Origin of the sequence: Nocardia sp. NPDC051833 (genome assembly GCF_040681225.1) — a bacterium.
Lineage (GTDB): Bacteria > Actinomycetota > Actinomycetes > Mycobacteriales > Mycobacteriaceae > Nocardia.
Genome location: NZ_JBFAYK010000005.1, coordinates 1 through 22,156 on the forward strand (window position 1 = coordinate 1; position 22,156 = coordinate 22,156).

At 71.4% G+C, this 22,156-nt stretch carries 26 protein-coding genes and 1 riboswitch; of the genes, 17 read left to right on the forward strand and 9 right to left on the reverse strand.

Translation table 11 applies throughout. The features are described from left to right. Window positions 1–140 precede the first annotated feature (140 nt). The gene (locus AB0L91_RS30750) at window positions 141–608 is read left to right on the forward strand and encodes an SRPBCC domain-containing protein (protein ID WP_365015985.1); all 468 of its coding nucleotides are present in this window, start codon (window positions 141–143) and stop codon (window positions 606–608) included. Window positions 609–634: 26 nt separating this feature from the next. Here AB0L91_RS30750 and AB0L91_RS30755 read toward each other — a convergent pair whose 3' ends face one another. Genes AB0L91_RS30755 through AB0L91_RS30765 form a run of 3 tightly spaced genes read right to left on the reverse strand, consistent with a single transcriptional unit; the run spans window position 635 to window position 3,767 of the window. After that, window positions 635–1,666: an ABC transporter substrate-binding protein gene (locus AB0L91_RS30755; protein WP_365015987.1), complete on the reverse strand. Its 1,032-nt coding sequence runs from the start codon at window positions 1,664–1,666 to the stop codon at window positions 635–637. After that, window positions 1,666–2,739: an ABC transporter ATP-binding protein gene (locus AB0L91_RS30760; RefSeq protein ID WP_365015989.1), complete on the reverse strand. Its 1,074-nt coding sequence runs from the start codon at window positions 2,737–2,739 to the stop codon at window positions 1,666–1,668. Before AB0L91_RS30760 ends, AB0L91_RS30755 begins: the two co-directional genes overlap by 1 nt. Further along, window positions 2,736–3,767 carry an iron ABC transporter permease gene (locus AB0L91_RS30765; RefSeq protein WP_365015991.1) on the reverse strand — a complete coding sequence of 344 codons (1,032 nt, stop codon included), beginning with the start codon at window positions 3,765–3,767 and terminating at the stop codon, window positions 2,736–2,738. The genes AB0L91_RS30760 and AB0L91_RS30765 overlap by 4 nt, the downstream gene beginning before the upstream one ends. Window positions 3,768–3,821: 54 nt before the next feature. After that, a riboswitch (cobalamin riboswitch) is annotated at window positions 3,822–3,885 on the reverse strand. Window positions 3,886–4,027: 142 nt separating this feature from the next. Here AB0L91_RS30765 and AB0L91_RS30770 point away from each other — a divergent pair. The 5 genes from AB0L91_RS30770 (at window position 4,028) to AB0L91_RS30790 (ending at window position 9,358) form a co-directional block, all read left to right on the forward strand. Further along, window positions 4,028–5,119 (forward strand): ABC transporter substrate-binding protein, encoded by a 1,092-nt coding sequence (locus AB0L91_RS30770; RefSeq protein WP_365015993.1) that lies wholly within the window; start codon window positions 4,028–4,030, stop codon window positions 5,117–5,119. Further along, a complete protein-coding gene (locus AB0L91_RS30775; RefSeq protein WP_365015994.1) occupies window positions 5,119–5,979 on the forward strand; it encodes an ABC transporter permease in 861 nt (286 codons plus the stop codon). The genes AB0L91_RS30770 and AB0L91_RS30775 overlap by 1 nt, the downstream gene beginning before the upstream one ends. Further along, on the forward strand, window positions 5,955–6,719 hold the full coding sequence (locus AB0L91_RS30780) for an ABC transporter ATP-binding protein (RefSeq protein WP_365015996.1): 765 nt from the start codon (window positions 5,955–5,957) through the stop codon (window positions 6,717–6,719). The genes AB0L91_RS30775 and AB0L91_RS30780 overlap by 25 nt, the downstream gene beginning before the upstream one ends. Next, a complete protein-coding gene (locus AB0L91_RS30785; RefSeq protein ID WP_365015998.1) occupies window positions 6,716–8,065 on the forward strand; it encodes an LLM class flavin-dependent oxidoreductase in 1,350 nt (449 codons plus the stop codon). Before AB0L91_RS30780 ends, AB0L91_RS30785 begins: the two co-directional genes overlap by 4 nt. A 96-nt stretch (window positions 8,066–8,161) precedes the next feature. Further along, window positions 8,162–9,358, forward strand: coding sequence for an MFS transporter (locus tag AB0L91_RS30790; protein WP_365016000.1), 1,197 nt, complete (start codon window positions 8,162–8,164; stop codon window positions 9,356–9,358). Between the two features lie 40 nt (window positions 9,359–9,398). On the opposite strand, the gene AB0L91_RS30795 is transcribed toward AB0L91_RS30790, so the two are convergent. Beyond that, window positions 9,399–9,977: a TIGR03086 family metal-binding protein gene (locus AB0L91_RS30795; RefSeq protein WP_365016002.1), complete on the reverse strand. Its 579-nt coding sequence runs from the start codon at window positions 9,975–9,977 to the stop codon at window positions 9,399–9,401. A gap of 62 nt (window positions 9,978–10,039) precedes the next feature. Between AB0L91_RS30795 and AB0L91_RS30800 the strand changes: the two genes are divergently transcribed. Then, window positions 10,040–10,792: a helix-turn-helix domain-containing protein gene (locus AB0L91_RS30800; protein WP_365016004.1), complete on the forward strand. Its 753-nt coding sequence runs from the start codon at window positions 10,040–10,042 to the stop codon at window positions 10,790–10,792. Between the two features lie 10 nt (window positions 10,793–10,802). Here the strand turns inward: AB0L91_RS30800 and AB0L91_RS30805 are convergent, their stop codons facing one another. Then, the gene (locus AB0L91_RS30805) at window positions 10,803–11,387 is read right to left on the reverse strand and encodes a TetR/AcrR family transcriptional regulator C-terminal domain-containing protein (protein WP_355283150.1); all 585 of its coding nucleotides are present in this window, start codon (window positions 11,385–11,387) and stop codon (window positions 10,803–10,805) included. Window positions 11,388–11,536: 149 nt separating this feature from the next. Here AB0L91_RS30805 and bioB point away from each other — a divergent pair, with 149 nt between their 5' ends. The 9 genes from bioB to AB0L91_RS30850 all read left to right on the forward strand — a co-directional run bounded on the left by bioB (window position 11,537) and on the right by AB0L91_RS30850 (window position 18,197). Further along, window positions 11,537–12,550 (forward strand): biotin synthase BioB, encoded by a 1,014-nt coding sequence (gene bioB / locus AB0L91_RS30810; RefSeq protein ID WP_019046302.1) that lies wholly within the window; start codon window positions 11,537–11,539, stop codon window positions 12,548–12,550. A gap of 26 nt (window positions 12,551–12,576) precedes the next feature. Then, window positions 12,577–12,786: a hypothetical protein gene (locus AB0L91_RS30815; RefSeq protein WP_189033945.1), complete on the forward strand. Its 210-nt coding sequence runs from the start codon at window positions 12,577–12,579 to the stop codon at window positions 12,784–12,786. After that, entirely contained in the window at window positions 12,786–13,433 is a 648-nt protein-coding gene (locus AB0L91_RS30820) for a DUF2567 domain-containing protein (protein ID WP_365016007.1), read from the forward strand. Before AB0L91_RS30815 ends, AB0L91_RS30820 begins: the two co-directional genes overlap by 1 nt. Before the next feature lie 72 nt (window positions 13,434–13,505). Further along, entirely contained in the window at window positions 13,506–14,039 is a 534-nt protein-coding gene (locus AB0L91_RS30825; RefSeq protein WP_365016009.1) for a DUF1353 domain-containing protein, read from the forward strand. Between the two features lie 123 nt (window positions 14,040–14,162). Continuing rightward, window positions 14,163–15,278: an AI-2E family transporter gene (locus tag AB0L91_RS30830; protein ID WP_365016011.1), complete on the forward strand. Its 1,116-nt coding sequence runs from the start codon at window positions 14,163–14,165 to the stop codon at window positions 15,276–15,278. Continuing rightward, window positions 15,275–15,691: a hypothetical protein gene (locus AB0L91_RS30835; protein ID WP_365016013.1), complete on the forward strand. Its 417-nt coding sequence runs from the start codon at window positions 15,275–15,277 to the stop codon at window positions 15,689–15,691. The genes AB0L91_RS30830 and AB0L91_RS30835 overlap by 4 nt, the downstream gene beginning before the upstream one ends. 133 nt (window positions 15,692–15,824) lie before the next feature. Beyond that, window positions 15,825–17,129 carry a hypothetical protein gene (locus AB0L91_RS30840; RefSeq protein ID WP_365016014.1) on the forward strand — a complete coding sequence of 435 codons (1,305 nt, stop codon included), beginning with the start codon at window positions 15,825–15,827 and terminating at the stop codon, window positions 17,127–17,129. An 83-nt stretch (window positions 17,130–17,212) separates the two neighbouring features. Beyond that, on the forward strand, window positions 17,213–17,380 hold the full coding sequence (locus AB0L91_RS30845) for a hypothetical protein (RefSeq protein ID WP_357350876.1): 168 nt from the start codon (window positions 17,213–17,215) through the stop codon (window positions 17,378–17,380). Continuing rightward, window positions 17,370–18,197, forward strand: a complete 828-nt coding sequence (locus AB0L91_RS30850) for a class I SAM-dependent methyltransferase (RefSeq protein WP_365016016.1) — start codon at window positions 17,370–17,372, stop codon at window positions 18,195–18,197. The genes AB0L91_RS30845 and AB0L91_RS30850 overlap by 11 nt, the downstream gene beginning before the upstream one ends. 19 nt (window positions 18,198–18,216) lie before the next feature. On the opposite strand, the gene AB0L91_RS30855 is transcribed toward AB0L91_RS30850, so the two are convergent. After that, window positions 18,217–19,026 (reverse strand): ABC transporter permease, encoded by an 810-nt coding sequence (locus AB0L91_RS30855; RefSeq protein ID WP_365016018.1) that lies wholly within the window; start codon window positions 19,024–19,026, stop codon window positions 18,217–18,219. Continuing rightward, window positions 19,023–20,000 carry an ATP-binding cassette domain-containing protein gene (locus AB0L91_RS30860; RefSeq protein WP_365016020.1) on the reverse strand — a complete coding sequence of 326 codons (978 nt, stop codon included), beginning with the start codon at window positions 19,998–20,000 and terminating at the stop codon, window positions 19,023–19,025. Before AB0L91_RS30860 ends, AB0L91_RS30855 begins: the two co-directional genes overlap by 4 nt. A gap of 95 nt (window positions 20,001–20,095) precedes the next feature. Between AB0L91_RS30860 and AB0L91_RS30865 the strand changes: the two genes are divergently transcribed. Continuing rightward, complete coding sequence (locus tag AB0L91_RS30865; RefSeq protein WP_365016022.1) at window positions 20,096–20,776, forward strand: TetR/AcrR family transcriptional regulator; 681 nt, start codon at window positions 20,096–20,098, stop codon at window positions 20,774–20,776. 75 nt (window positions 20,777–20,851) lie between these two features. Here AB0L91_RS30865 and AB0L91_RS30870 read toward each other — a convergent pair whose 3' ends face one another. Together AB0L91_RS30870 and AB0L91_RS30875 are read right to left on the reverse strand one after the other, a co-directional pair. After that, window positions 20,852–21,337 (reverse strand): nitroreductase/quinone reductase family protein, encoded by a 486-nt coding sequence (locus AB0L91_RS30870; RefSeq protein ID WP_365016024.1) that lies wholly within the window; start codon window positions 21,335–21,337, stop codon window positions 20,852–20,854. Window positions 21,338–21,384: 47 nt separating this feature from the next. Beyond that, window positions 21,385–22,113 carry an NUDIX domain-containing protein gene (locus AB0L91_RS30875; RefSeq protein WP_365016026.1) on the reverse strand — a complete coding sequence of 243 codons (729 nt, stop codon included), beginning with the start codon at window positions 22,111–22,113 and terminating at the stop codon, window positions 21,385–21,387. Window positions 22,114–22,156: the final 43 nt, after the last annotated feature.

The window sequence follows — 22,156 nt, forward strand, 5'->3', positions numbered from 1 at the left end:
ATGGTACTGCACTCGACAGGGTGTGGGAGAGTAGGACACCGCCGGAACATCATTGCGAAAGGCCCTCCAGCATTGCTGGAGGGCCTTTTTGCGTTCGCGTCCACAAGCCTTTCGCCGGGTCAGGGGACTACCGTGGAGCTATGGCGACCACGAGGATCGGCACGCACATCAATGCGCCCCGCGGAAGTGTGTATCAGCTGCTGATCGACCCCGAGGCGGTCCGGGCCTGGATGGTGCCCGACGGCATGGTCAGTGAGGTGCACCGGTTCGAGCCGGAGGAGGGCGGGGTCTTCTCGATCACCGTCACCCAGGACGAGCTCACCGCGGCGGGGACGACGGAGCAGCAGCACCATGCCTACTACGGGCGATTCCTGAGCCTGGTCCCGGAGGAGCGGGTGATGGAGGTGCTGGAGTTCGTGACCGAGATTCCGGATATGGCGGGCGCGCAGACCATCACCTTCACGCTGGCCGACGCCGACGGGGGTACCGATCTCGATGTCCTGCACGAGGGGGTGCCGCCGGGTATGACGCTCGCCGACAACGAGGAGGCGTGGGAAGTGGCGCTCGCGAAGATGGTCGCGCTGGTCGAGCGCGGCGCGATCGGCTGATCGGCCGCGCCCGAACGCGCGTCGATTCAGCGCACGGCGTCGTCGGCCCGGGGTGCGATGCCCGAGGCGGGGGCGAGATTCCAGACTTCGAGCTGCTTGCGGATCTGCTCGGCGGCGTCGATATTGAGCGGGCCGCTGGTCCACAGCGCGTACGGCAGGTTGAAGAAGCGGCTGTCGCGGACGGCGCGCAGCCCGTTGATGCCCGGCTTGCCGCGCAGCAGCTCCACCTTCTGCGCGTAACTCTGGCCGGGGTAGTCGACGAACATGATCGCGTCCGGGTCGGCGGCGGCCAGGCGCTCCCACGAGACCTTGGTCCAGGTGTCGGCGACGTCGTCGAGGACGTTGCGGGCGCCGGCCGCTTCGAGGATCGCCTGGGGCGCACCGAACTTGCCGCTGGAGTAGATGGTGTCGGTCCCGCTGTCGAAGAGGAAGACCGTCGGGGCCTGCGCGGGCTTCGGGGCGGCGGTGAGGGCGGCCAGCCTGCGGTCGAGATCGGCGGTGACGTCGGCGGCGCGGTCGGGGTGGCCGGTGATGGCGCCCAGGTCGGTCAGGTCGGTGCGCAGCGCGGTCCAGGGTTCGACGGTGCCGCGTGCGGCCGCGCCGTCCTGCTGGCGGCAGCTCTCGGTGAGGACGTAGGCGGCCACGCCGTCCTTCTGGAGTGCCGCGGGGGTGAGGTTGCTCGCCTCGTCGTAGCCGTAGCTCCAGCCCGCGACCATGACATCCGGGCGCTGGGCGAGGACGGTTTCGCGCGACGGGTACTCGGGGGCGACGGACTTCAGCCCGTCGACGACGTCGGCGCCGTAGTGCCTGCGCAGGGTGTCGGCGTCGCGCTGGATGCTCGACACCGCGGTCACCTGGTCCTGGGCGCCGAGCGCCAGGATCATCGAAACGAGGTTGCCGTCGTTGACGAACAGCCGCTGCGCGGGTGCGGGGAAGCGGGTGTCCTTGCCGCAGTTGCGCACCGTGATGGTGGACGCCGTGTCCGCCGAGGTGCCGGTGCAGGCCGCCAGGACGGCGGCGAGTGCGGTGGTGGCCAGGATCCGGCCGGTGTTCTTCATCAGCGCGCCTTTCGCGGGGTGATCAACAGATGGTCTTCGCCGGTCACCGGATGCGCGACCCGGGTGGCGTCCACGCCGAACACCTCGGCGACGACCGCGTGGGTCAGCGCCTCGGCGGGCGGCGCGGGCGGTCGGGCGATGCCGTTGTGCAGCACGATGATCCGATCGCAGTAGCGGTCGGCCAGCGACAGATCGTGCAGGGCGGCGATGACGGTGCGGCGCAGTCCGCGCACCAGGTCGAGGAGCTCGAGCTGGTGGGTGATGTCGAGGTGGTTGGTCGGCTCGTCCAGCAGCAGGACCGGGGTGTTCTGGAGCAGGGCGCGGGCCAGCAGCACTCGTTGCCGCTCGCCACCCGACAACTGCTGCACCGGGCGATCGGCGAAACCCGAAAGATCCACTGCCGCCAGCGCTTCCAGCACCTGCTGACGTTCGCCCGATGTGCCGAGCCCCCACGGTGGCAGGTAGGGGGTGAGACCGAGGGCGACGACTTCGCCGACGAGCATATCGGCGGGCGGGCTCTCGTCCTGGGCCACCAACGCCACCGCGGTGGCCCGGTGTCGCGGTCGGAGATCGTGCAGCGCACGGCCGTCGACGAGCACTCGGCCGCGTGCGGGTTTGCGGAGACCGGCCAGGGTTCGCAGCAGCGTGGTCTTGCCGCTGCCGTTGGGGCCGACGATGCCTACGGTCTCGCCGGGCTCGATCGAGAATTCCACGGCGGTGAGGACGTTTCGGCGGCCGATCGAACACCTCAGCTCGGCGGCCCGAATCGCTCCGGGCCGCGCGGAGTTCGGGCGGGTGGTGTCGCCCGTGCCTGCGTCACCACCGTCGCGCTCGCCGTCGTCCGGCCGGGCGTCGACCGGATCGCCCGTCGCGGTCGGAGCGGCGACGGGGGCACTGGCCTCGGTGCCGGGACCGGTCACCGTGACGTGCGCGTCGGACCGAGGGGTGTCGTGATCGGCACCGGCGGAATCGATCCGCTGCGCTGAAGGCGTCGCGCCGCGGAGATCCGCGGGCCCGCTCGGCTCGCTGTCGGCGGACCGTGCCGGGCGGGCAGCGTGTTCGTGCGTTGTCACGAGGCGCCGAAGTGGTAGCGGCGGCGGCCCATCAGGAGCAGGAAGGTGGGTGCGCCGATGAGGCCGGTGAGGACGCCGACGGGGATCTCGGTGGGGCGGACCAGGACCCGGGTCGCGGCGTCGGCGACGACGAGGAACAGCGCGCCGCACAGGGCGCAGGCGGGCAGCAGCGCGCGGTGGCGTGGGCCGACGATCAGGCGCGCGGCGTGGGGGACGACGAGCCCGACGAAACCGATCCCGCCCGACACCGCGACCAGCACCCCGACGAGCACCGCCAGCAGGACGAACAATCCGATGCGCAGTTCCTTCACCGGAACACCGATCGACGACGCGGTGGTCGCGCCGAGGGTGAGGGCGTCGAGCCACCCGGCGATGGCCAGCAGGACGGCACCCGCGACCACCACGACGACCAGCGGGAGCGCGAGGGTGGTCCAATCCGCCCCCGCGAGGCTGCCGAGCAGCCAGAACAGGACCGATTGCGCGGCGGCGGGATCGGTGCTGCGGAACACCAGGTAGCTGCTGAACGCGGCGAAGGCGGAGCCGAGCACGGTGCCGGTGAGGACCAGGCGCAGCGGGGTGAGACCGCCCTGGGCGAAGGCCACCAGGAAGACGAGGGTGGCCGCGCCGAACGCGCCGGCCAGCGCGCCACCCGAGAGGGCCCAGATGCCCGCGCCCGCGAACAGCCCCGAGGTGATCACCGCGGCCGCGCCGACGCCCGCGCCGGAGGAGACGCCCAGCAGGTAGGGGTCGGCGAGGGGATTGCGCACCAGCGTCTGCATGGCCGCGCCCGCCAGCGCGAGACCCGCGCCGACCACGGCGGCCAGGACCGTGCGGGGCACCCGGAGCTGCCAGACGATGGTGTCGATGCCGAGATCGGTGGGGGTGGCCCCGGTCAGGCGGGCGCCGAGGGTGTCGAGCACCGCGGACACGGGGACGATCTCGGCGCCGAAGCCGGTGGCGCCGATCATGGCGGCCAGCAACAGCGCCCCGAGCAGCGGGAAGGCGAGCGATGTCCGGGCACGGATCATCGCGGGTTCTCCAGAGGCAAGGCGCGGCCCTTTCAGAGGGTGCCCGGCGAGGGAGGTCTGACTTTCGCCGCGAGGCGATCACAGTGGCGCGACCGTTCCGGAGTTGCACCGGATTCCCGCACCCGCCGGGGAGGACGATCGAACTGTAACCTGGCACTCGGTGCCCGCGGTCGGCCGGGGGACCGGCCGGTGTCACCGGTGTTCCGATCACGGTAAGGCTAAAGGTGTTCGGGAAAACCGCGGATTGATTCAATCCCACTATGCACCGACCGAACACCTTCCTGCCCGGCCTGCGAGGCCGCGCCACCGCCGCGCTCCTCGCGGTGGCCACCGTTGCGACGCTCGGCCTGAGCGGATGCTCGAACGGCAGCGACGCACCGGTCGGCACCCCGGACGCGCCTCTGCCCACCGAGGTTCCCGCGGGCACCACGCTCGTCGTGGCCGACCAGCAGGAGCGGTTGCAGTCCGCGCTGCGGCTGTCCGGTGAGCTGGACAAGCTGCCGTTCAAGATCGAATTCGCCAACTTCGTCGGTGGCCCGGCCATTCTCGAGGCCTTCCGGGCCGGCGCGGCCGATGTGGGTCAGGTGGGCGACGTGCCGCCGATCCACGCGCTGGCCGCCGGGCAGGACGTGCCGATCATCGGCTCGTATCAGACCAACCCGCAGGCGCTGAAACTCGCTGTCGCGCCGGGACGGTCGATCAGCAAGCTGACCGACCTGAAGGGCAAGAAGATCGCCTACGCCGAGGGCACCGCGCAGCAGGCGGCCGTGCTCAAGGCGCTGACCAAGGCGGGGCTGAAGCCCACCGACGTGCAGCTGGTCCGGCTGCAGCTCGCGGAGTTCCTCGATGCCGTGCGCACCGGTCAGGTCGACGTCGCGCCGCTGATCGAGCCCAACGTGACCCGGCTGCTGCGCACCCAGGGCGCCTCGGTGATCCCCGATTCGGAGACGACCGGGATCTACAGCGGCCTGGCCTACCTGTACGCCCGTCGCGCGGTGGTCCAGGACCCGGCCAAGGCCGCCGCCACCCGCGCCCTCGTCGGCGCGTTCGTGCGGGCCTGGCAGTGGACCAACACCCACCGCGAGGAATGGGCGACCAAGTACTACGTGGACAGCCAGAAGGTGAGCGTCGACGACGCGAAGCGGATCGTCGAATCGCTGGGCACCTACACGTTCCCGCACCTGGACCAGCAGCTGGTCGCCCGGCAGCAGACCACCATCGACGCGATCGACGCCGTCGGCGAGCTGCCGAAGAAGATCAATGCCGCCGACGGTTTCGATCTGCGGTTCGACGCGGCGGTCACCGAAGCGGTCACGGCCAGCGGGGCGGCGTTCGCGCCGGCGGCGAGCTGATGGCCACCCTCGACGCCGGCGTGCTGCGGCGGATTCGCAGCACGCCGGCGCCGGTCACGGCACTCGCGCCGCGCGGGCGGGGCACCCGCAGGCTCGGACCAGGCAAGCCCATCCCGTTCGGTTTCGCGCTCGGTCCCGCGCTGCTCGTCGGCGCCTGGGTGCTCGGCTCGGCCACCGGCGCGATCGACCCGGACACCCTGCCCGCGCCGTGGACCGTCGCGCAGACCGCCGGTGACCTGATCGCCGACGGCCGGCTGCAGTCGAACCTGCTGACCTCGCTGCAGCGCGCCGCGCTCGGGCTCGGGCTCGGTGTGCTGATCGGTGTCGTGCTGGCGCTGGTGGCGGGCCTGAGCCGGATCGGTGAGGCGATCGTCGACGGGCCGGTGCAGATCAAGCGGGCCATCCCGACGCTGGCGCTGATCCCGCTGTTCATCGTGTGGTTCGGCATCGGCGAGGAGATGAAGCTGATCGTCATCACGACCAGCGTGCTGATCCCGGTCTACATCAACACCCACGCCTACCTGCGCAGCGTCGACGCCCGCTACGTGGAGCTCGCCGAGACCGTCGGGCTGTCGCGGTGGGGGTTCCTGCGGCGGATCGCGCTGCCGGGCTCGCTGCCGGGCTTCTTCCTCGGACTGCGACTGGCGGTGACCATCTCCTGGCTGGCGCTGGTCGTGGTCGAGCAGGTCAACGCGACCAGCGGCATCGGCTACCTGATGACGCAGGCGCGCACCTACGGACAGATCGACGTCATCGTCGTCGGTCTGGTGATCTACGGACTCCTCGGGCTCTTCGGCGACCTCGCCGTGCGGGCGGCGGAAGGGAAGGCGCTGGCATGGCGACAGACACTGGGCGACTGACCGACGAGGACCGCAGCGTGGTGCGCACCCGCGCGCTCACCCGCGGCTTCGGCGAGCGGATCGTGCTGAACGGCATCGACATCGAGATCCGGCGCGGCGAGTTCGTCGCGCTGCTCGGCCGCAGTGGTTCGGGCAAGAGCACGCTGCTGCGGGCGCTGGCCGAACTCGACGCCGACGTCCCCGGCTCCGGCGAACTCACGGTGCCGACTCAGCGCGCCGTGGTGTTCCAGGATTCGCGGCTGCTGCCGTGGGCCCGGGTGCTCGACAACGTGGTGCTCGGCCTCACCGGGCGCGACGCGGCCGGGCGCGGGCGCGCGGCGCTCGCCGAGGTCGGCCTGGCCGGACGCGAGAATGCTTGGCCGCGTGAGCTTTCCGGTGGGGAGCAGCAGCGGGTGGCGCTGGCCAGGTCGCTGGTGCGCGAGCCCGAGCTGCTGCTGGCCGACGAACCGTTCGGCGCGCTCGACGCGCTCACCCGGATTCGGATGCACGCGCTGTTGCAGGCCCTGTGCGAGCGGCATCGGCCCGCCGTGCTGCTGGTGACCCACGACGTGGACGAGGCCGTACTGCTCGCCGACCGCGTGCTGGTCCTGGACGAGGGCCGGATCGCGATCGACCAGCGCATCGACACGCCGCGCCCGCGCAGGCACGCGCATCCGGAGTTCATCCGGCTGCGCGAGGTCCTGCTGGCCGGGCTCGGCGTCGACACCACCGATATCGAGGAAGTGAAACAAGCGTCATGAGCGCACCACGGCAACTGAGTCTCAACGCGTTCATCTACCCGTCGGGGCATCACGAGGCGGCCTGGCGGCATCCCGACAGCAGGCCCGACCGGATCTACGACGTCACCTACTACCAGGAGATCGGGCGCACCGCCGAGGCGGCCAAGCTGGACGCGGTGTTCTTCGCCGACGGGCCCGCGCTGCGCACCGATGTGCGGCACAACGCCGCGCCGGGGCTGGAGCCGATCACGCTGCTCACCGCGATCGCCGCGGCGACAACGCATCTGGGCCTGATCGCCACCGCGTCGACCACCTACTACGAGCCCTACAACCTGGCGCGGCTGTTCTCCTCGCTCGACCACATCTCCGGCGGCCGGGCGGGCTGGAACATCGTCACCACCGGCACCGATCTGGCCGCGGCCAATTTCGGCCTGGACCGGCATCCCGACCACGCCGAACGCTACGCCCGCGCAAGGGAATTCGTCGACGCGGTGGTTGCGCTGTGGGACAGCTGGGAGGACGACGCGATCCTGCTCGACCGGGCCGCGGGCGTCTACGCCGACCCGGACAAGATCCATCCGATCGACTTCATCGGTGAACACCTCAGCGTGCGTGGGCCGTTCAACGCCGCGCGCACGCCGCAGGGGCATCCGGTGCTGGTGCAGGCGGGCGCGTCGAACGAGGGCCGGGCCTTCGCGGGCAAGTACGCCGAGGCCATCTTCACCGCGCACCAGCGGCTGTCGGACGCGCAGGCCTTCTACGCCGACATCAAGGCCAAGGCGGCCGAGTTCGGGCGTGACGCGAGCGAGGTGAAGATCCTGCCGGGGATCAGCCCGTTCATCGCCGACACCGAGGCCGCCGCACTGCGGTTGGAGCGCGAGTTCAACGAGCTCACCGTGCCCGAATACGGGATCAAGCAGCTGGAATCCCTCACCGGGACCTCGTTGCGCGCCCTCGCGCTGGACGAGCCGGTGCCGGTCGAGACGTTCGCCGGGGCAGGCGATGTCACCGACAACGCGCGCAGCCGGTTGCAGGTGGTGGCGGGCATCGTCGAGCGGGAGCGGCCGACCCTGCGCGGGCTGCTGCACCGGCTCGCGGGCGCGCGCGGGCACCGGGTGTTCGCCGGGACGCCGGAGCAGGTCGCCGACACCATCGAGGAATGGTTCACCCAGGGCGCGGCCGACGGCTTCAATGTGATGCCGCCGTACTACCCCGGTGGGCTGGAGGTGTTCGCCGAGACGGTGGTGCCGATCCTGCAGGAGCGGGGGCTGTTCCGCACCGAGTACACGGGCACCACGCTGCGCGATCACTTCGGGCTGGCCCGGCCGCGCGGGCGGTTCGCGCCGGAACCCGTCAGCGTCGGATGAACCGGATCGACGACGAGAACTGTTGTACCGCTGGGCCGGAAGCCGTGATGCCGTGAGCGCGCGTCGTGGCTCACTCCGGCGGACGGCCGGGTCTCGGTGAGCGCCGGAGTAGTCGACGATTCGGTGCGGTTGCGGTCGCTGGTGTGGCCGGTGTTCGCGCCGATGGCGCTGTACGGCGTCGGCGCGGGGGCGGCCGCGCCGATGTACGCGCTGCGGGCGCTGGACCTCGGGGCGTCGGCGGGCGCGGCGGGGCTGATCGTCGCGTTGAGTGGGCTCGGGATGGTGCTGACGGATCTGCCCGCGGGGCGGATCGTCGCGCGGATCGGGGAGCGGGCGGCGATCGGGGTCGGCAGTGTGCTCGGCATGGTCGGGGTGCTGGCGGCGATCCTCGCGCCGAATCTCGCTGTGCTGGCGGTGGGTCTGCTGTTCAACGGCGCGGCGGGCGCGGTGTGGGGGCTGGCGCGGCAGACCTATCTGGTCTCGGTGGTGGCGCCCGATCAGCGGGGGCGGGCCATGTCGACGCTGGCGGGCGCGCACCGGCTCGGGTTCTTCTGCGGGCCGTTCCTCGGCGCCGCGCTGGTGCACGGGTTCGGGCCGGTCGGCGCGCTGTGGCTGCAACTGGTCACCACGCTGCTGGCCAGCGCGGCGATGGTGACCATCCGCGCCGCCGATGTCGACGACGTGGCGGCGCTGCGGCCGCTGCACACGGTGCTCTCCGAGAATCGCAGGGCCCTGGGCACTCTCGGGCTCGCCTCGGTCGCGGTCGGCGCGGCGCGGGCCTCGCGCACCGCGCTGCTGCCGCTGTGGGCGGCGCACCTGGGCATCGATGCCGCGACCACCAGTCTGCTGTTCGGGCTGGCCGGTGCGATCGACGTGCTCATGTCGTACCCGGCCGGGGTCTGGCTGGACCGGGCGGGCAGCCGGGTCACGGGCATCGCCTGCGGCATCTGCTTCGCGGCGGGGTACGCGGCGCTGCCGTTCACTCATTCGGCGCTCACCATGGGCGCCGCGACCATGCTGCTCGGGCTGGCCAACGGCCTGAGCAACGGCTTGATCATGACCGTCGGCGCCTTCGCCGCGCCGGAGGACCGCCGCGCGGAATTCCTCGGCGCGTGGCGGCTGACCCACGATGTGGGGATGTTCGCGGGCCCGGTCTCGGTCGGGCTGGTCGGTGCGGCCGCGGGCCTGGCCGCCGCCGGTGCGCTGCTCGCGGTCGGCGTCGGCCTGGGCACCGTGGCGATCTACCGCTGGTTCCCGGGCCGGGTGCGGCCGCGGATGGTGAGCGACGAGTGATGCTGCGGCCCATAGCTGTTCGGGCCGCAGCGACGGGGGTCTATCTCCCGGCGGGATCGCGGCCGGTGAGGCCGAGGATGCGGTCGAGGAGGGGAGCGTCGGCGGCGATGGGGATCTCGGGGCCGTAGATGCCCATCGCGCGGCCTTGGTCGGCGGTGGCGGTGGTCTCCTCGAAGGCGTAGCGGAGCAGGTCGTCGTCCCAGTCGGCCGTGGTGCCGAGGGCGTGGGCCAGGTCCCAGCCGTGGACGATCAGTTCGCCGACGACCATGCCGCCGACCAGCGCCGCGGGCAGTTCCGTCGGCCCGCCCATGTGGGTGCTGCCCTGCCACGCCTCGGGGTCGCGCCAGGCGGTGGCGAGATCGGCGAGCTGGGTGTCGAGGGCGGCGGGCCAGTCGCCCGCGGTGAGGTCGACGTCGGATTCGGCGGCCGCGGCCGGGCCGACCGACTCCTTGCGTGCCGCGCCGATCAGCGACGGACCCCAGAACAGCAGATGGTTCAGCAGGGCGCGGACATCGAACTCGGCGCAGGGCGTCGGGGCGGTGAGCTGGTCCGGCGTGAGGGTGCGCAGGAGCTTCGAGAGTGGTTCGGCGGCGCGGGCGACGCGTTCGGTTTCGGACATACAGCGAGGTAACCACCCTCGCCCTCGCGCTGTCTTGAACAAACGCGACATACACTCGCCGCGTGGAGCGCGACCCGCGGGAACTCGGCGGTGCCTGGCGCGCGGCGCAACGGCACACGTTCGCCGAACCGTCGGGGGAGCCGGCGCGCTATGTCGCGCGGTATTGGTCGGTGACCTGGGAATACGAGCGGCCGTATCGGCAGTTGGTGGTGCCGCTGCCGAATGTCCACCTGAGCTTCCGGGACGGGCGGGCCGAGGTGCACGGGCCGTCGTCCGCGCACGTGTACCGCGAGTTGTCGGGGACCGGTTCGGTGTTCGGCGTCGCGTTCCGGCCCGGCATGTTCCGTCCGTTCCTCGGCGGCCCGGTAGCGCGGCTGCGGGACCGGACGATTGATGCAACAGCGGTATTCGGCGCGGCGCTGCCCACAATCGCCGACGTCGACACGGTCGAGCGCTTCCTCCGCGCGCACCTGCCCGGCCCGGACCCGCGGGCCGACCTCGCCGCCCGGGTCGTCGCCGCGATCGCCCAGGACATCGAGGTGACCAGGGTGGAGACGATCGCGGACCGATTCGGGCTGAGCGTGCGCGGGCTCCAGCGGCTGTTCGCCGAGTACGTCGGACTCGGCCCGAAATGGGTGGTGCGCCGCTATCGCCTGCACGAGATCACCGAGCGGCTCGCGGGCGGGACCGAGATCGACTGGGCCGGGACCGCCGCCGAGCTGGGATACGCCGATCAGGCCCACCTCAGCCGGGATTTCCGCCGGATCTTCGGCGAACCGCCGACCCGCTACGCGCAGCGCTACGACGCGCGCTGACCCCGCCGCCTCAGCGGACGCGGGTGCCCAGGATGGTGCGCACGCCCGCGATGAACAACTGCAGGCCGAAGTCGAAACGCGCGGTCGGGTCGGGGGTGTCGTGCAGGGGGGAGGCGTCGTCGGTGAGCGCGCCCACCGAATCCATCTGCATGCGGGACTGCTCGTCCACGGTCTGGCCGAGCACGTAGTAGAGCAGGGTGTAGGCCGTGAGTTCGGCTTCCTCCCTGGTCATTCCGGCGCGGATGACGATGCCGGCGAGGCGTTCGCGGGCCTTGCTGGTGGTCAGCCGCGAGGCGTAGGTGGCCGAGACCAGTTCGGCGCCGTCGCGGTAGGCCAGCAGGCAGTCGCGCAGCCGGTGGGCGAGTTCGGTGAGCTGCTCGGGCCAGTCGACGGCGGTGATCGGCTCGTCCATCGGCGCCAGGATCCGGTCGGCGACGGCGCCGAGCAGCGACTGCTTGTCCTTCACGTGCCAGTACAGCGCACCGGGCTGGACCTGCAGCGATCCGGCCAGCCGTCGCATCGTCAGGTCGCCGAGACCGTACTGGTCCAGAATCGCGACGGCGGCATCGACCACATCCGTCTTCCGCAGTTGCACGCGTGTCCTTCCCCAGAGATTCACCGACCCGAGTGTCGTGTCTCACTCGCACCCGCTACCCTAGCCTGAACACCGTTCAAGTTGCACGGCCACGCCGGGTGGATCACACCCGTGCTCGTGCGCGAACCCCGTCGAAGGGACATCACGTCGTGACACAGGCACCCGTCCAGACCGACATTCTGGCCATCGCCCGTGAGCAGGTGCTCGAGCGCGGTGAAGGCCTCACCGAGGCGCAGACCGTCGAGGTCCTGCGCCTGGGCGACGACCGCCTGGAAGCGCTGCTCGAACTCGCCCACGAGGTGCGGATGAAGTGGTGCGGCCCGGAGGTCGAGGTCGAGGGCATCATCAGCCTCAAGACCGGCGGCTGCCCCGAGGACTGCCACTTCTGCTCGCAGTCGGGCCTGTTCCAGTCGCCCGTGCGCGCGGCCTGGCTCGACATCCCCAGCCTGGTCGAGGCGGCCAAGCAGACCGCCAAGACCGGTGCCACCGAGTTCTGCATCGTCGCCGCGGTCCGTGGCCCGGACGAGCGGCTGATGGCGCAGGTCGCCGCGGGCGTCGAGGCGATCCGCAACGAGGTCGACATCCAGGTCGCCTGCTCGCTGGGCATGCTGAACCAGGAGCAGGTCGACCAGCTCGCCGCGATGGGCGTGCACCGCTACAACCACAACCTCGAGACCGCCAAGTCGCACTTCCCGAAGGTGGTCACCACGCACACCTACGAGGAGCGCTGGGACACCCTGCGCATGGTCCGCGAAGCGGGCATGGAGGTCTGCTGCGGTGGCATCCTCGGCATGGGCGAGACCATCGAGCAGCGCGCCGAGTTCGCCGCGCAGCTGGCCTCGCTCGAGCCCGACGAGGTGCCGCTGAACTTCCTCAACCCGCGCCCCGGCACCCCCTTCGGCGACCTCGAGGTGCTGCCCGCGGCCGACGCGCTGCGCGCCATCGCCGCGTTCCGCCTTGCGCTGCCGCGCACCATCCTGCGTTTCGCCGGCGGCCGCGAGATCACCCTCGGTGACCTGGGCGCCAAGCAGGGCATGCTCGGTGGCATCAACGCCGTCATCGTCGGCAACTACCTGACCACCCTCGGCCGTCCCGCCGAATCGGATCTCGATCTGCTGGGTGAGCTGAAGATGCCGATCAAGGCGCTCAACGAAACCCTCTGAGACGCGGGCGCAGTAGGGTGACTGATATGGACGAGCGCTACAACCCGTTCACCGGCAAGCGGATCGTGCCGGGGCTCGACGACGCGATGCCCGCGGCCGCCGCGCTCGGGCTCGAGCCGCCGCGGTTCTGCGAGCAGTGCGGCCGCCGGATGATCGTGCAGGTGAGCCCGGACGGCTGGTGGGCCAAGTGCTCCCGGCACGGGGTCATCGAATCGGCGCAGCTGGAACGCCGGTAGTGGTCGCCGAGGTCGGCGCCGCGCCGCGCCCTGAGGTCCTGCGCCGTGAGGTGATCGGCGTCGGCGTCGTCGCGGTCGTCGTGCTCGTGGCGAGCGCGGCGGCCGGGGTGGCGTGGGGTCTGCTCGCGCCGACCGAACGACTGCGGGTGACCCAGCCCGGGCGCGCCGCCGTCCTCACCGGCGAGAGCCTGCACCTGTTCGACGCGGTCGGGATGTTCCTGTGCCTGGGCGCGGTGGTCGCGGTGCTGACCACGATCGCCGCGTGGCGGGTGCGCAGCGTGCGCGGTCCCGCGCTGGTGGTGGGGATCCTGCTGGCCTCGGGACTCGGTGCGGCGGTGATGATGTGGCTCGGCGAGGCGGTCGCCGAACAGCGGCATCCGCGTCCGCACGATCCCGCGATCGGCCAGATCATCGCGCTCCCCGCGGAAGTCGGCACCGACCTCGCGCTGCTGGTGCAGCCCTTCCTCGCCGCGCTCGTGCTGCTGTTCCTGGCCGCGCTGCATCCGCGCACCGATCTCGGTTCGGGCTCGGCGGGCCTGCTCGGCGACCTGCGACCGGCCGAATTCGACGACTATCCGGTGGCCGGGCAGGCCGAGGAATATCGTCCCAGCGGCGATTTCGATTCGAGTCCGCAACCGCGCGTCTGAGCGCGTCCCGCGCCCCCGGTCGGCGCTACCATCGCCGATATCGGCAGGTGGACGGCTCGGGAGGAGTGGGTCGTGGGGTTCATCGGAGGCGGTCCGGTCGTCGAAGAGCTGGACGCGACATTCTGGCGGCTGATCGAGCCGCTCACGTATCAGGGTGCGGTACAGACCTTCACGGTCCCGGCCGGCTTCCGCACCGATTTCGCCTCGGTGCCACGGGCACTGGTCTGGCTGATCCCGCGCTACGGCGCCTACACCAGGGCCGCGATCCTGCACGACTACCTGTGCCGCACCGGCACGGTCAGCCGTGCCGACGCCGACGGCATCTTCCGCCGCTGCCTGCACGAGTTCGCGGTCTCGACGCCGCGCCGCTGGATGATGTGGGCCGCAGTGCGTCTGGGCAGTCACCTGCGCGGCGCGACACCCGGTGACATCGCGCGCTGGATCGTCATCGCGGTGCCGTCGCTGCTGTTCCTGGCGGTGCCGGTGGTCGTGGTGACCGTGGCGCTGTGGCTGTTCTGGGTGGTGGAGCTGGCTTTCTGGGCGATCGGCAGGCTCGGCAGGCGCACGACCGCGCCGCCGCCGGGCCCGCAGATGAAGACGGCCTAGCCACACTTCACCCAGAACGGGCGATGTGCGCGGCCCGTTCGCTCCCTAGCGTCGGTCCCGGAGGACTGTGCGACACTGCGCGAAGTCTTCTCCGGCGGTGTTCACCAGACCGAGGGAGTGTCGATGTCCGAGCCGAGCACGGGTGCCGTGGCGCCGTCCTGGTCGATTCCCCGCGGACTGATCGTGCTGCTGTCGCTGGCCGCCGGCGTCGTCGCGATCGCGGGTCTGAAAGTCTTCTCGGGCATCGTCGGACCGGTCTTCCTCGCCCTCATGCTCACCATCGCGGTGCAGCCGTTGCAGGGGTGGGCGCAGCGGCGCGGGTGGCCGACGTGGGTGGGGATGATCATCGCCCTGCTCGCGGTGGTGGGGATCCTGCTCGGGATCGGCCTGGCGCTGGTGGTGTCGGCGTGGCAGCTGGCCTCGCTGCTCCCGGAATACGGCGACAAGCTGAACTCGCTGCTCGACAACGTCCGCGGGCTGCTGGCGGACCTGGGCATCAGCTCCGAGCAGGTCCACAAGGTGCTCGACGGGATCGACGTCGGCAAGATCGCCGGGGTCGTCGAGGAACTGCTCGGCGGCGTGCTCGGGGTCTTCTCGAATCTGTTCTTCGTCCTCGCCCTGCTGCTGTTCATGGCCGTCGACGGGATGACGATGGACAAGCGGATGGCCGTGGTGCAGAAGCAGCGGCCCGCCATCGCGAGCGCGCTGCTGTCGTTCACCGAGGGCACCCGCAAATACCTCGTCGTGTCCACCGTGTTCGGCGCGATCGTGGCGGTGATCGACGGTGGCGCACTGTGGTTGATGGGCGTGCCGCTGCCGATCCTGTGGGCGCTGCTGTCGTTCATCACCAACTACATCCCGAACATCGGCTTCGTCATCGGGGTCATCCCGCCCGCGCTGCTGGCGCTGCTCGACAGCGGCCCGGTGCTGATGATCTGGGTGATCGTGGTCTATTCGGTGATCAACTTCGTGATCCAGTCGATCATCCAGCCCAAATTCGTCGGTGACGCGGTCGGTTTGAGCGTGACCATCACCTTCCTGTCGCTGGTGTTCTGGGCGTGGGTGATCGGCGCGCTCGGGGCCCTGCTCGCCATCCCGCTGACCCTGCTGGTCAAGGCGCTGTTGCTCGATATCGACCCGTCGACCCGGTGGGCCGACGTGCTGATCGGCGCGCCGCTGCCGAAACCGGTGCCGGAAGAAGCGGAAGCGGAGGCGGAGCCGGAAGCGAAGGCGCCGTGACGACGACGATGGTGGCGCCGCCCCCGCGTCCGGTGACCCAGGGCGTCGCGGCCGGAATCACCATGCTCGGTGTCGCCCTGCTGCTGGTCGCGAGCATTCTGGAGATCCTGCGCGGCATCGCGTGCGTGGCCGGTGCCGAGATCTTCGACGGCACACGGCCGTACACGTTCGAGCTGGACATCACCACGTGGGGGTGGCTGCATCTGCTGATCGGGGTGTTCGGGGTCGCGGTCGCGCTCGGCATGATCCTGGCCGCGCGCTGGGCACTGCTGGTCGCGGCCGGGCTGGCCGGGGTGTCGATCATCGCGAATTTCGCGTCGCTGCCGTACTACCCGTGGTGGTCGGTGGTGGTGATCCTGCTCGATCTGGCCGTCCTCTGGGCGGTGTCCACCTGGGAGCCCGTCCGGTACTGAGCCGACCGGGATCTCGCTGTCTCGACAGACCGGAGCCACCATGTCCGCGCCAGCCACGTCGATCGCCGGTCCGGCGCTCGGGGGCTCGGGTGCTCGGCGCCGGACAGGCTCGGCTGTTCTCGTCCCTCGGCCGGTGGCCTGGTTGTTCGTCGCCGTGGCGACCGGGTTGGCGTTCCAGCGGACCTGGCGCGAGGTCGGTATGCCCGTCGACAGCGGGTACGCGGGGTTCGGTGCCGCGCTGTGCGTACTGGTTGCCGCGGCCACGCTCGGCATCGCGATGCGGCGCGGGCCCGCGCTGTCCCGGGATCCGGTCACCGACATGGCCATCGGGCTGACGGGCCTGATCGCCGCCGTCGGCCTGCTCGGTGTGCTGACGGTGCGGCTGGGGGCGGAGTACCTGCCGTTGCGCCTGGACCTGTTGGCGGCCTGGGTCTTCGCGATCAGCGCGACCGTGGTGGTGTCCGGGGTGCGGTCGGTCGTCCGGTTCTGGCCGGTCTGGGCGATGCTGCTCGCGCTGTTGCCGCCGGTGTACGGGGCCGGGCTGGTGCTCCTGGGCAAGGGCGGGGTTCTGGTGCTGCTCGCCGGGTGCGCGGTGGCGGTGGTCGTCGGTCGCTCGGTCTCGCCGGTCGGCGGCGTGTGCGGGGCGAGCATTGATCGGCCGGTCGACGGCCTGGCGGTGGATGTGCTGGGCCGTGGTGAACGGCCGGACGCGCACACCGGCGGTGGACCCCGTCGGCGCGTGGCTCGACTCGGGATACCCGGCGCCGGTGTGGTTCTGGTCGCCGCCGCGGTCTCGGCGTGGATCCCGGTGCCGCGGGACGGGATCCCGGAGGCCACCACGGTGACCGGTGTCGTCGCGGGCGAGGGGGTCGTCGTGCCCGGTTGGCATGTGCTCGAAAGTCACCGATATCCCTGGACAGCAAGCTATTTCGAAGACGCGCGGTTCGGTACCCGGAGCTTGCTGGAGGCCGAGGAGATCGATCCGGACCGGGACGCCGCCGGGCGCAAGCGCCGGGTGGCGGTGGATGTGCTCGGTGCCGGGAACGGCGACGGCCTCGACCGGTATCCGGAGTTCGCGCGCTACCGGCTGGCCGAACCGCGCCTCGGTCCGCCCTCGTACTTCGAGCTCGGCGCGGGCGTCGTCGGGCGGATGCGCACCGTCGTCGACGACCGCGGTGCCCTGCGCTGGACGTGGCTGAGCTGGGACTGGCGGGGCGCGGGCGGTGCGGAACGGGTGACCCTGATCGCCTCGACCGACCATCTGCCCACCGCGGTGTTCCCCGAGCCGGACGGCTCGCTCGGCACCACCGCGAGCGCGATCCTGCGGCAGACGTTGCGCGGCCGGTCGATCGACGGCGCTCCCGCCGTCCTCGCCGACAGCGACCTGCTGCTCACCCTGGCCCACCTCCTGGTCGCGGTCCGGACCGGCGCGCGGTGATCCCACGGAAAACCGGTGGCGCGCACGGTGCCGGTCCACCTACCGTCGACCGGTCAGCAATTGCACCGGGGGAGGACCTGGCCGTGCGCGCCACCGAGAACACCAGCACCGAACAACCCGCCGAGCGGCCCGATCTCGCCGCCTGGCGACGTCGGCACGCGCTGCGCAGCTCGTCCGCCGCCACCGCCGTGCCCAGCGGCCGCACCTACCGGCGCTCGGCGAAACACCGAGATCGCCGCTATGACAGCTGAACCGCCGCCGGGCGCCGCCGACGACTGGGTCCGGCTCAACCGCGCGCACTGGGACGAACGCGCCCCGATCCACGTCCGCTCGGACCTCTACGACCTCGATGGCTTCGTCGCGGGCCGGGAACACCTGCGCGACTTCGAGATCCGCGAGATCGGTGCGGTGCGCGGCAAGCGGCTGCTGCACCTGCAATGTCATATCGGCACCGACACCCTGGGCTGGGCCCGGCGCGGCGCCGTCGTGACCGGTCTGGATTTCTCGGCGCCCGCGATCGCGGCCGCGCGTGCGCTGGCCGCGCGGATCGGCGCCGACGACGCCGAATTCGTGGAGGCGGAGGTGTACGACGCGGTCGACGCGCTGGCCCACCGCACCTACGACATCGTCTACACCGGCCTCGGCGCGCTGTGCTGGCTGCCCGACCTGCGCCGCTGGGCCGAGACGGTCGCGGCCCTGGTGGCGCCCGGCGGATTCCTCTACCTCAGCGAATTCCATCCGGTCGGTGACCTGCTCAGCCCCGACGACGGCCGCACCGTGATCGACGACTACTTCGACCCGGCGCCGGTCGTCGAACTGGTCCCGGGCAGCTACGCCGCCCCCGACGCGGTGACCACCGCCGATGTGACCGTCGGCTGGCGGCACGGCCTCGGCGAGGTCGTCTCGGCCGTGGCCGCCGCCGGGCTGCGGGTGGAGTCTCTGCGCGAGCACGATTTCACCGTCTCCCCCCGCTTCGCCTTCCTCGAACAGGACGAGCGCGGCTACCGGGCACCGGCGGGCATGCCACGAGTGCCGCTGCTGTACTCGCTGCGGGCAGCGCGGGCCTGACCCCGCCACGCGGGGTGGATCAGGTATCCGCCGAGTAGCGACGGACGGCGATCGGGATCGCGAGGGCGAACAGAACGGCGATCCAGGCGGCCGCCGCGGCGACCGGATGCTGCATCGGCCAGGCGCTGCCCCGGGTCGCGGACAGGTCGGCGCCGAGCAGCGCACGCAGCGCGGCGACGATGGCGCTCACCGGATTCCACTCCGCGATCGTGGCGATCACCGACGGCATGGTCGAGGTCGGGACGAACACGTTCGAGAACATGATCGTGCCGAAGATCAGCGGTGCCGTCTGCTGGAGCATCTGCTCGTCGCGGATCGCGGCGCCGAGCGCGATCCCCAGCCACGCCAGCGCGCAGCGGAAGGCCAGCAGCAGCGCGATCGCCACCGCGACCTCGCCCACCGAGGCGTCCACCCGCCAGCCGAGCAGCGCGCCGATGCCGGACATCAGCGTCAGCGCCAGCACCCCGACCACCGTTTCGGCCAGCGCGAAGCCGGTCGGCGCGGCCGCGGGCGACAGCGGGAGCGCGCGCAGCCGGTCGGTGAATCCGCTGTGCAGGTCGGCGTTCGCGGTGGACGCGGTGGAGGTCAGGCCCATCGCCGCGACCAGGACCAGTACGCCGGGGACCAGGTAGGCGCGGTAGGCGGTGGCGTCGCTGCCCCCGGAGAGCGCGCCGCCGAAGACGAAGCCGAACAGCAGCATCATGCCCAGCGGCGCGGCCAGCGTGATCGCGAACAGGCCCGGCGAATTGCGGTAGTTCGTCAGGACGCGCTCGAACAGCACCGCCGCGCCGGTGCACATGGAGACCGACCGAGTCTCGGTGGCGCTCATGCCCGCACCTCCTTCCGCGCACCCGCCGCGACCCGGTCGCGGCCGGTGAGTGCGAGGAACGCGTCGTCGAGGGTCGTCGCGCGGGTGCCGATATCGCGCACCGTGATGTCGGCGGCGTCGAGCGCGCGTAGCACCGGTAGCAGGCCGGGGGCGTCGCCGGTGAAGGTGAACGACAGCTCCATCGGTGAAAGGTGCGGCGCCGGTAGGGAATCCGATGGCACGCCACCGAAGGTCGCCAGCACCGCGGCGATCTCGGCGTAGCGGTCGGCGTCGTCGACGATCAGGTCGAGCCCGGCGGGCACGGCCGCGAGGATCTGCGCGGGCGTGCCCGCCGCGACGACCCGGCCCGCCTCCAGGATGGTGATCGCGTCGGCCAGGCGCTGCGCCTCGTCGAGATACTGGGTGGTGAGCAGCACCGTGGTGCCCTCGGCGACGAAATCGCGCACGTACCGGTAGATCTCGTTGCGGCTGTGCGGATCGAGCGCGGTGGTCGGCTCGTCCAGGAACAGCACGGCGGGGCGCACGATCATGCCCGCGACGATGTCGAGCCTGCGCCGCATCCCGCCCGAGTAGGTGCGGACCACCCGGTCGGCCGCCTCGGCCAGCTCGAAGCGGTCGAGCAGCTCGCCCGCGTGCCGCCGGGCCGCCGTCGCGCGGAAGCCGTTGAGCCGGGCCAGCATCACCAGATTCTGCCGCCCGGTCAGGCGCGGGTCGACGGCGTGGAACTGGCCGACCAGACCCAGTTGCCGCTTCGCGTCCTCGGCGTGGGTGACGGTGTCGAACCCGCGGATCGCGGCCCGCCCCGAGGTGGGGCGCAGCAGTGTCGCCAGCATGCGCACGGTGGTGGTCTTGCCCGAGCCGTTCGGCCCGAGCAGGGCGTGCACCTGGCCGGCGGGTACCCGCAGGTCCACCCCGTCCACCACGGTGTTGTCGCCATAGGTCCTGGTCAGTGCAGCGGCGTCGATGGCATGCACGGCAATCTCCCTCCATTGGGAACAGTGTTCGCAATTACAGGATACGCATCTGCTAACACTGTTCGCAACTAGGGATCTGCGGCATGCTGGCAGGTATGACGCACACCGGAACCTCGCTGTGGTCCCGCGGCGCGGCGCCCCGGCCGGGGCCGCGCCCGGCGTACACCCTCGACCAGCTCGCCGACGCCTGCGTGCGGCGCGCCGACGCGGGTGGGCTGCGCGCGGTCTCGATGCGCGGGGTGGCCGACGAACTCGGCACGGCGGCCGCCTCGCTGTACCGGTACGTCGACGGCAAGGACGACCTGATCGCGCTGATGGTCGACCGGGTGGCGGGGGAGTATCGGTACCCGGAGCTGACCGGCGACGTGCGCGCCGACGTGCTCGCGCTGGCGGAGCAATCGCGCGCCCTGCACGGTCGGCATCCGTGGCTGGTGCAGGCCGTGCCGTCGAGCATGGGCCCGAACTCGGTGCGCTACCTGGACCGGATGGCGGGCACACTGGCGCAGGCCGGGCTGGACGCGGGCGCGGTCATGATGGGCGTCGCGATGCTCTCGGGGTGGGGCGCGAACTTCGCGTCGCGGGAGCGCGCGGGCTTGTCGACCGGGGATCTCGGCGGCGCGCTGGCGGCCTCGACCGGCGATCCGGCGCGCGAGTATCCGAATCTGACCACGCTGTTCGGCACGGCACCCGCCGGCGCGGGCGCGCCGGTCGACAACGACGCGGTGTTCGCCGCCGGTATCGACGCGCTGCTGTTCGGCATCCTGCCGCGCGCGTGAGCCGTTGCGCGACAGGCAAAGTCGAGCCGAGGCCGGGCGACGGGGCCGCCCGGCTCGGGGTTCGATCGGCCGGAGTTACTGCGCCCGGCGCAGGATCACCAGCGGCAGCGGCTTGTCGACCTTGGCCTGGTACTCGGCCAGCAGCGGATTCTCCGCCAGCGCCCAGGCCGCGAACTCGTCATAACGCTCGCCGGTGAGCACCTCCGCCGTCGCCGCGAAGCGCTCGCCGCCGAGCTCGATCGTCACCCGCGCATCGGCTTTCGCGTTGTGATACCAGGCCGGATAGCGGTCCTCGATGAACGAGCTCACGTACAGCACGTCGCCGCGGTACAGCGCCCCGAGGGGAACGACGTGGGGCTTGCCGCTCCTCGCGCCGGTCGTGGTGAGCAGCAGCAGGGTGGCGCCCTTGTAGTCGCCGCCTACCTGCCCGTCGTTCGCCCGGAACTCGGTGATGACGCCGTCGTTCCAGCCGGTCATCTCGTCCGGGCTGAACTCTTTGTTCCACGGCGCTTCCGGGTCGTCGTAGGAGGTGATCGGTGTCTTCGCGGTGTCGTCGCCCATGCCCGCCAGTCTGACAGCGGCCACCGACAGATTCGGCGGGTGCGCGCTCAGCTCGGCGGGCGCAGGGCCGCGAATTCGTCGGTGACCCGCAGGCCGGAGTCGCTGAACCGGTAGAGCGCGGCGGGGCGCCCGCCCGCGCGGCCGGAGGGGGCGGTGGCGCCGGTGGGGGTGATCACCCTGCGGCGCGAGAGGACTCGCTGGAGGTTGGTCGTGTCGACGTCGTATCCCAGAGCCGCGCAATAGATTTCGCGCAGGGTCGACATGGTGAAGGTGTCGGGGGCCAGCGCGTAGGCGATGTTGGTGTAGGAGAGCTTGGCGGCCAGGCGGGTGCGGGCGTGGTCGACGACGGTGCGATGGTCGAACGACATGTCCGGGAGGGCCGAGACCGGGTGCCAGGTGGTGTCGGCCGGGAGTTCGGGCTCGGTGGTCAGCGGGACCAGGCCGAGATAGGCCGAGGCGATGCGGCGCGGCGCCGGGACGCGATCGGGCGCGCTGAACACCGAGAGCTGCTCCAGGTGGGCCAGCTCGCGTACGTCGACCTTCTCGGCCAGCTGGCGCCGGGCCGAGGCGTCGAGGTCCTCGTCGTCGCGCAATCGGCCGCCGGGCAGCGACCAGGTGCCCTTCTGTGGATCGAGCGCCCGCTCCCACAGCAGAACCGCCAATTCCGGGTGCCTCGAGCGGCCATCGATGCCTCTGCCTGCGGAAATGTCGGCGGGGAAGCGGCGAACCTGGAACACCGCGGTGAGCGATTCGTGGATGGTGTTACTATGGGGCACGTTTTCGATTGTAAGTCGAAAACCTGGTTTGGTGCGAATCGAG

Coding starts and splice junctions, on each gene's coding strand:
- AB0L91_RS30750 (WP_365015985.1), top strand. CDS start 141: ATGGCGACCACGAGGATCGGCACGCACATCAATGCGCCCCGCGGAAGT.
- AB0L91_RS30755 (WP_365015987.1), bottom strand. CDS start 1,666: ATGAAGAACACCGGCCGGATCCTGGCCACCACCGCACTCGCCGCCGTC.
- AB0L91_RS30765 (WP_365015991.1), bottom strand. CDS start 3,767: ATGATCCGTGCCCGGACATCGCTCGCCTTCCCGCTGCTCGGGGCGCTG.
- AB0L91_RS30770 (WP_365015993.1), top strand. CDS start 4,028: ATGCACCGACCGAACACCTTCCTGCCCGGCCTGCGAGGCCGCGCCACC.
- AB0L91_RS30775 (WP_365015994.1), top strand. CDS start 5,119: ATGGCCACCCTCGACGCCGGCGTGCTGCGGCGGATTCGCAGCACGCCG.
- AB0L91_RS30780 (WP_365015996.1), top strand. CDS start 5,955: ATGGCGACAGACACTGGGCGACTGACCGACGAGGACCGCAGCGTGGTG.
- AB0L91_RS30785 (WP_365015998.1), top strand. CDS start 6,716: ATGAGCGCACCACGGCAACTGAGTCTCAACGCGTTCATCTACCCGTCG.
- AB0L91_RS30795 (WP_365016002.1), bottom strand. CDS start 9,977: ATGTCCGAAACCGAACGCGTCGCCCGCGCCGCCGAACCACTCTCGAAG.
- AB0L91_RS30815 (WP_189033945.1), top strand. CDS start 12,577: ATGGACGAGCGCTACAACCCGTTCACCGGCAAGCGGATCGTGCCGGGG.
- AB0L91_RS30830 (WP_365016011.1), top strand. CDS start 14,163: ATGTCCGAGCCGAGCACGGGTGCCGTGGCGCCGTCCTGGTCGATTCCC.
- AB0L91_RS30850 (WP_365016016.1), top strand. CDS start 17,370: ATGACAGCTGAACCGCCGCCGGGCGCCGCCGACGACTGGGTCCGGCTC.
- AB0L91_RS30855 (WP_365016018.1), bottom strand. CDS start 19,026: ATGAGCGCCACCGAGACTCGGTCGGTCTCCATGTGCACCGGCGCGGCG.
- AB0L91_RS30865 (WP_365016022.1), top strand. CDS start 20,096: ATGACGCACACCGGAACCTCGCTGTGGTCCCGCGGCGCGGCGCCCCGG.
- AB0L91_RS30870 (WP_365016024.1), bottom strand. CDS start 21,337: ATGGGCGACGACACCGCGAAGACACCGATCACCTCCTACGACGACCCG.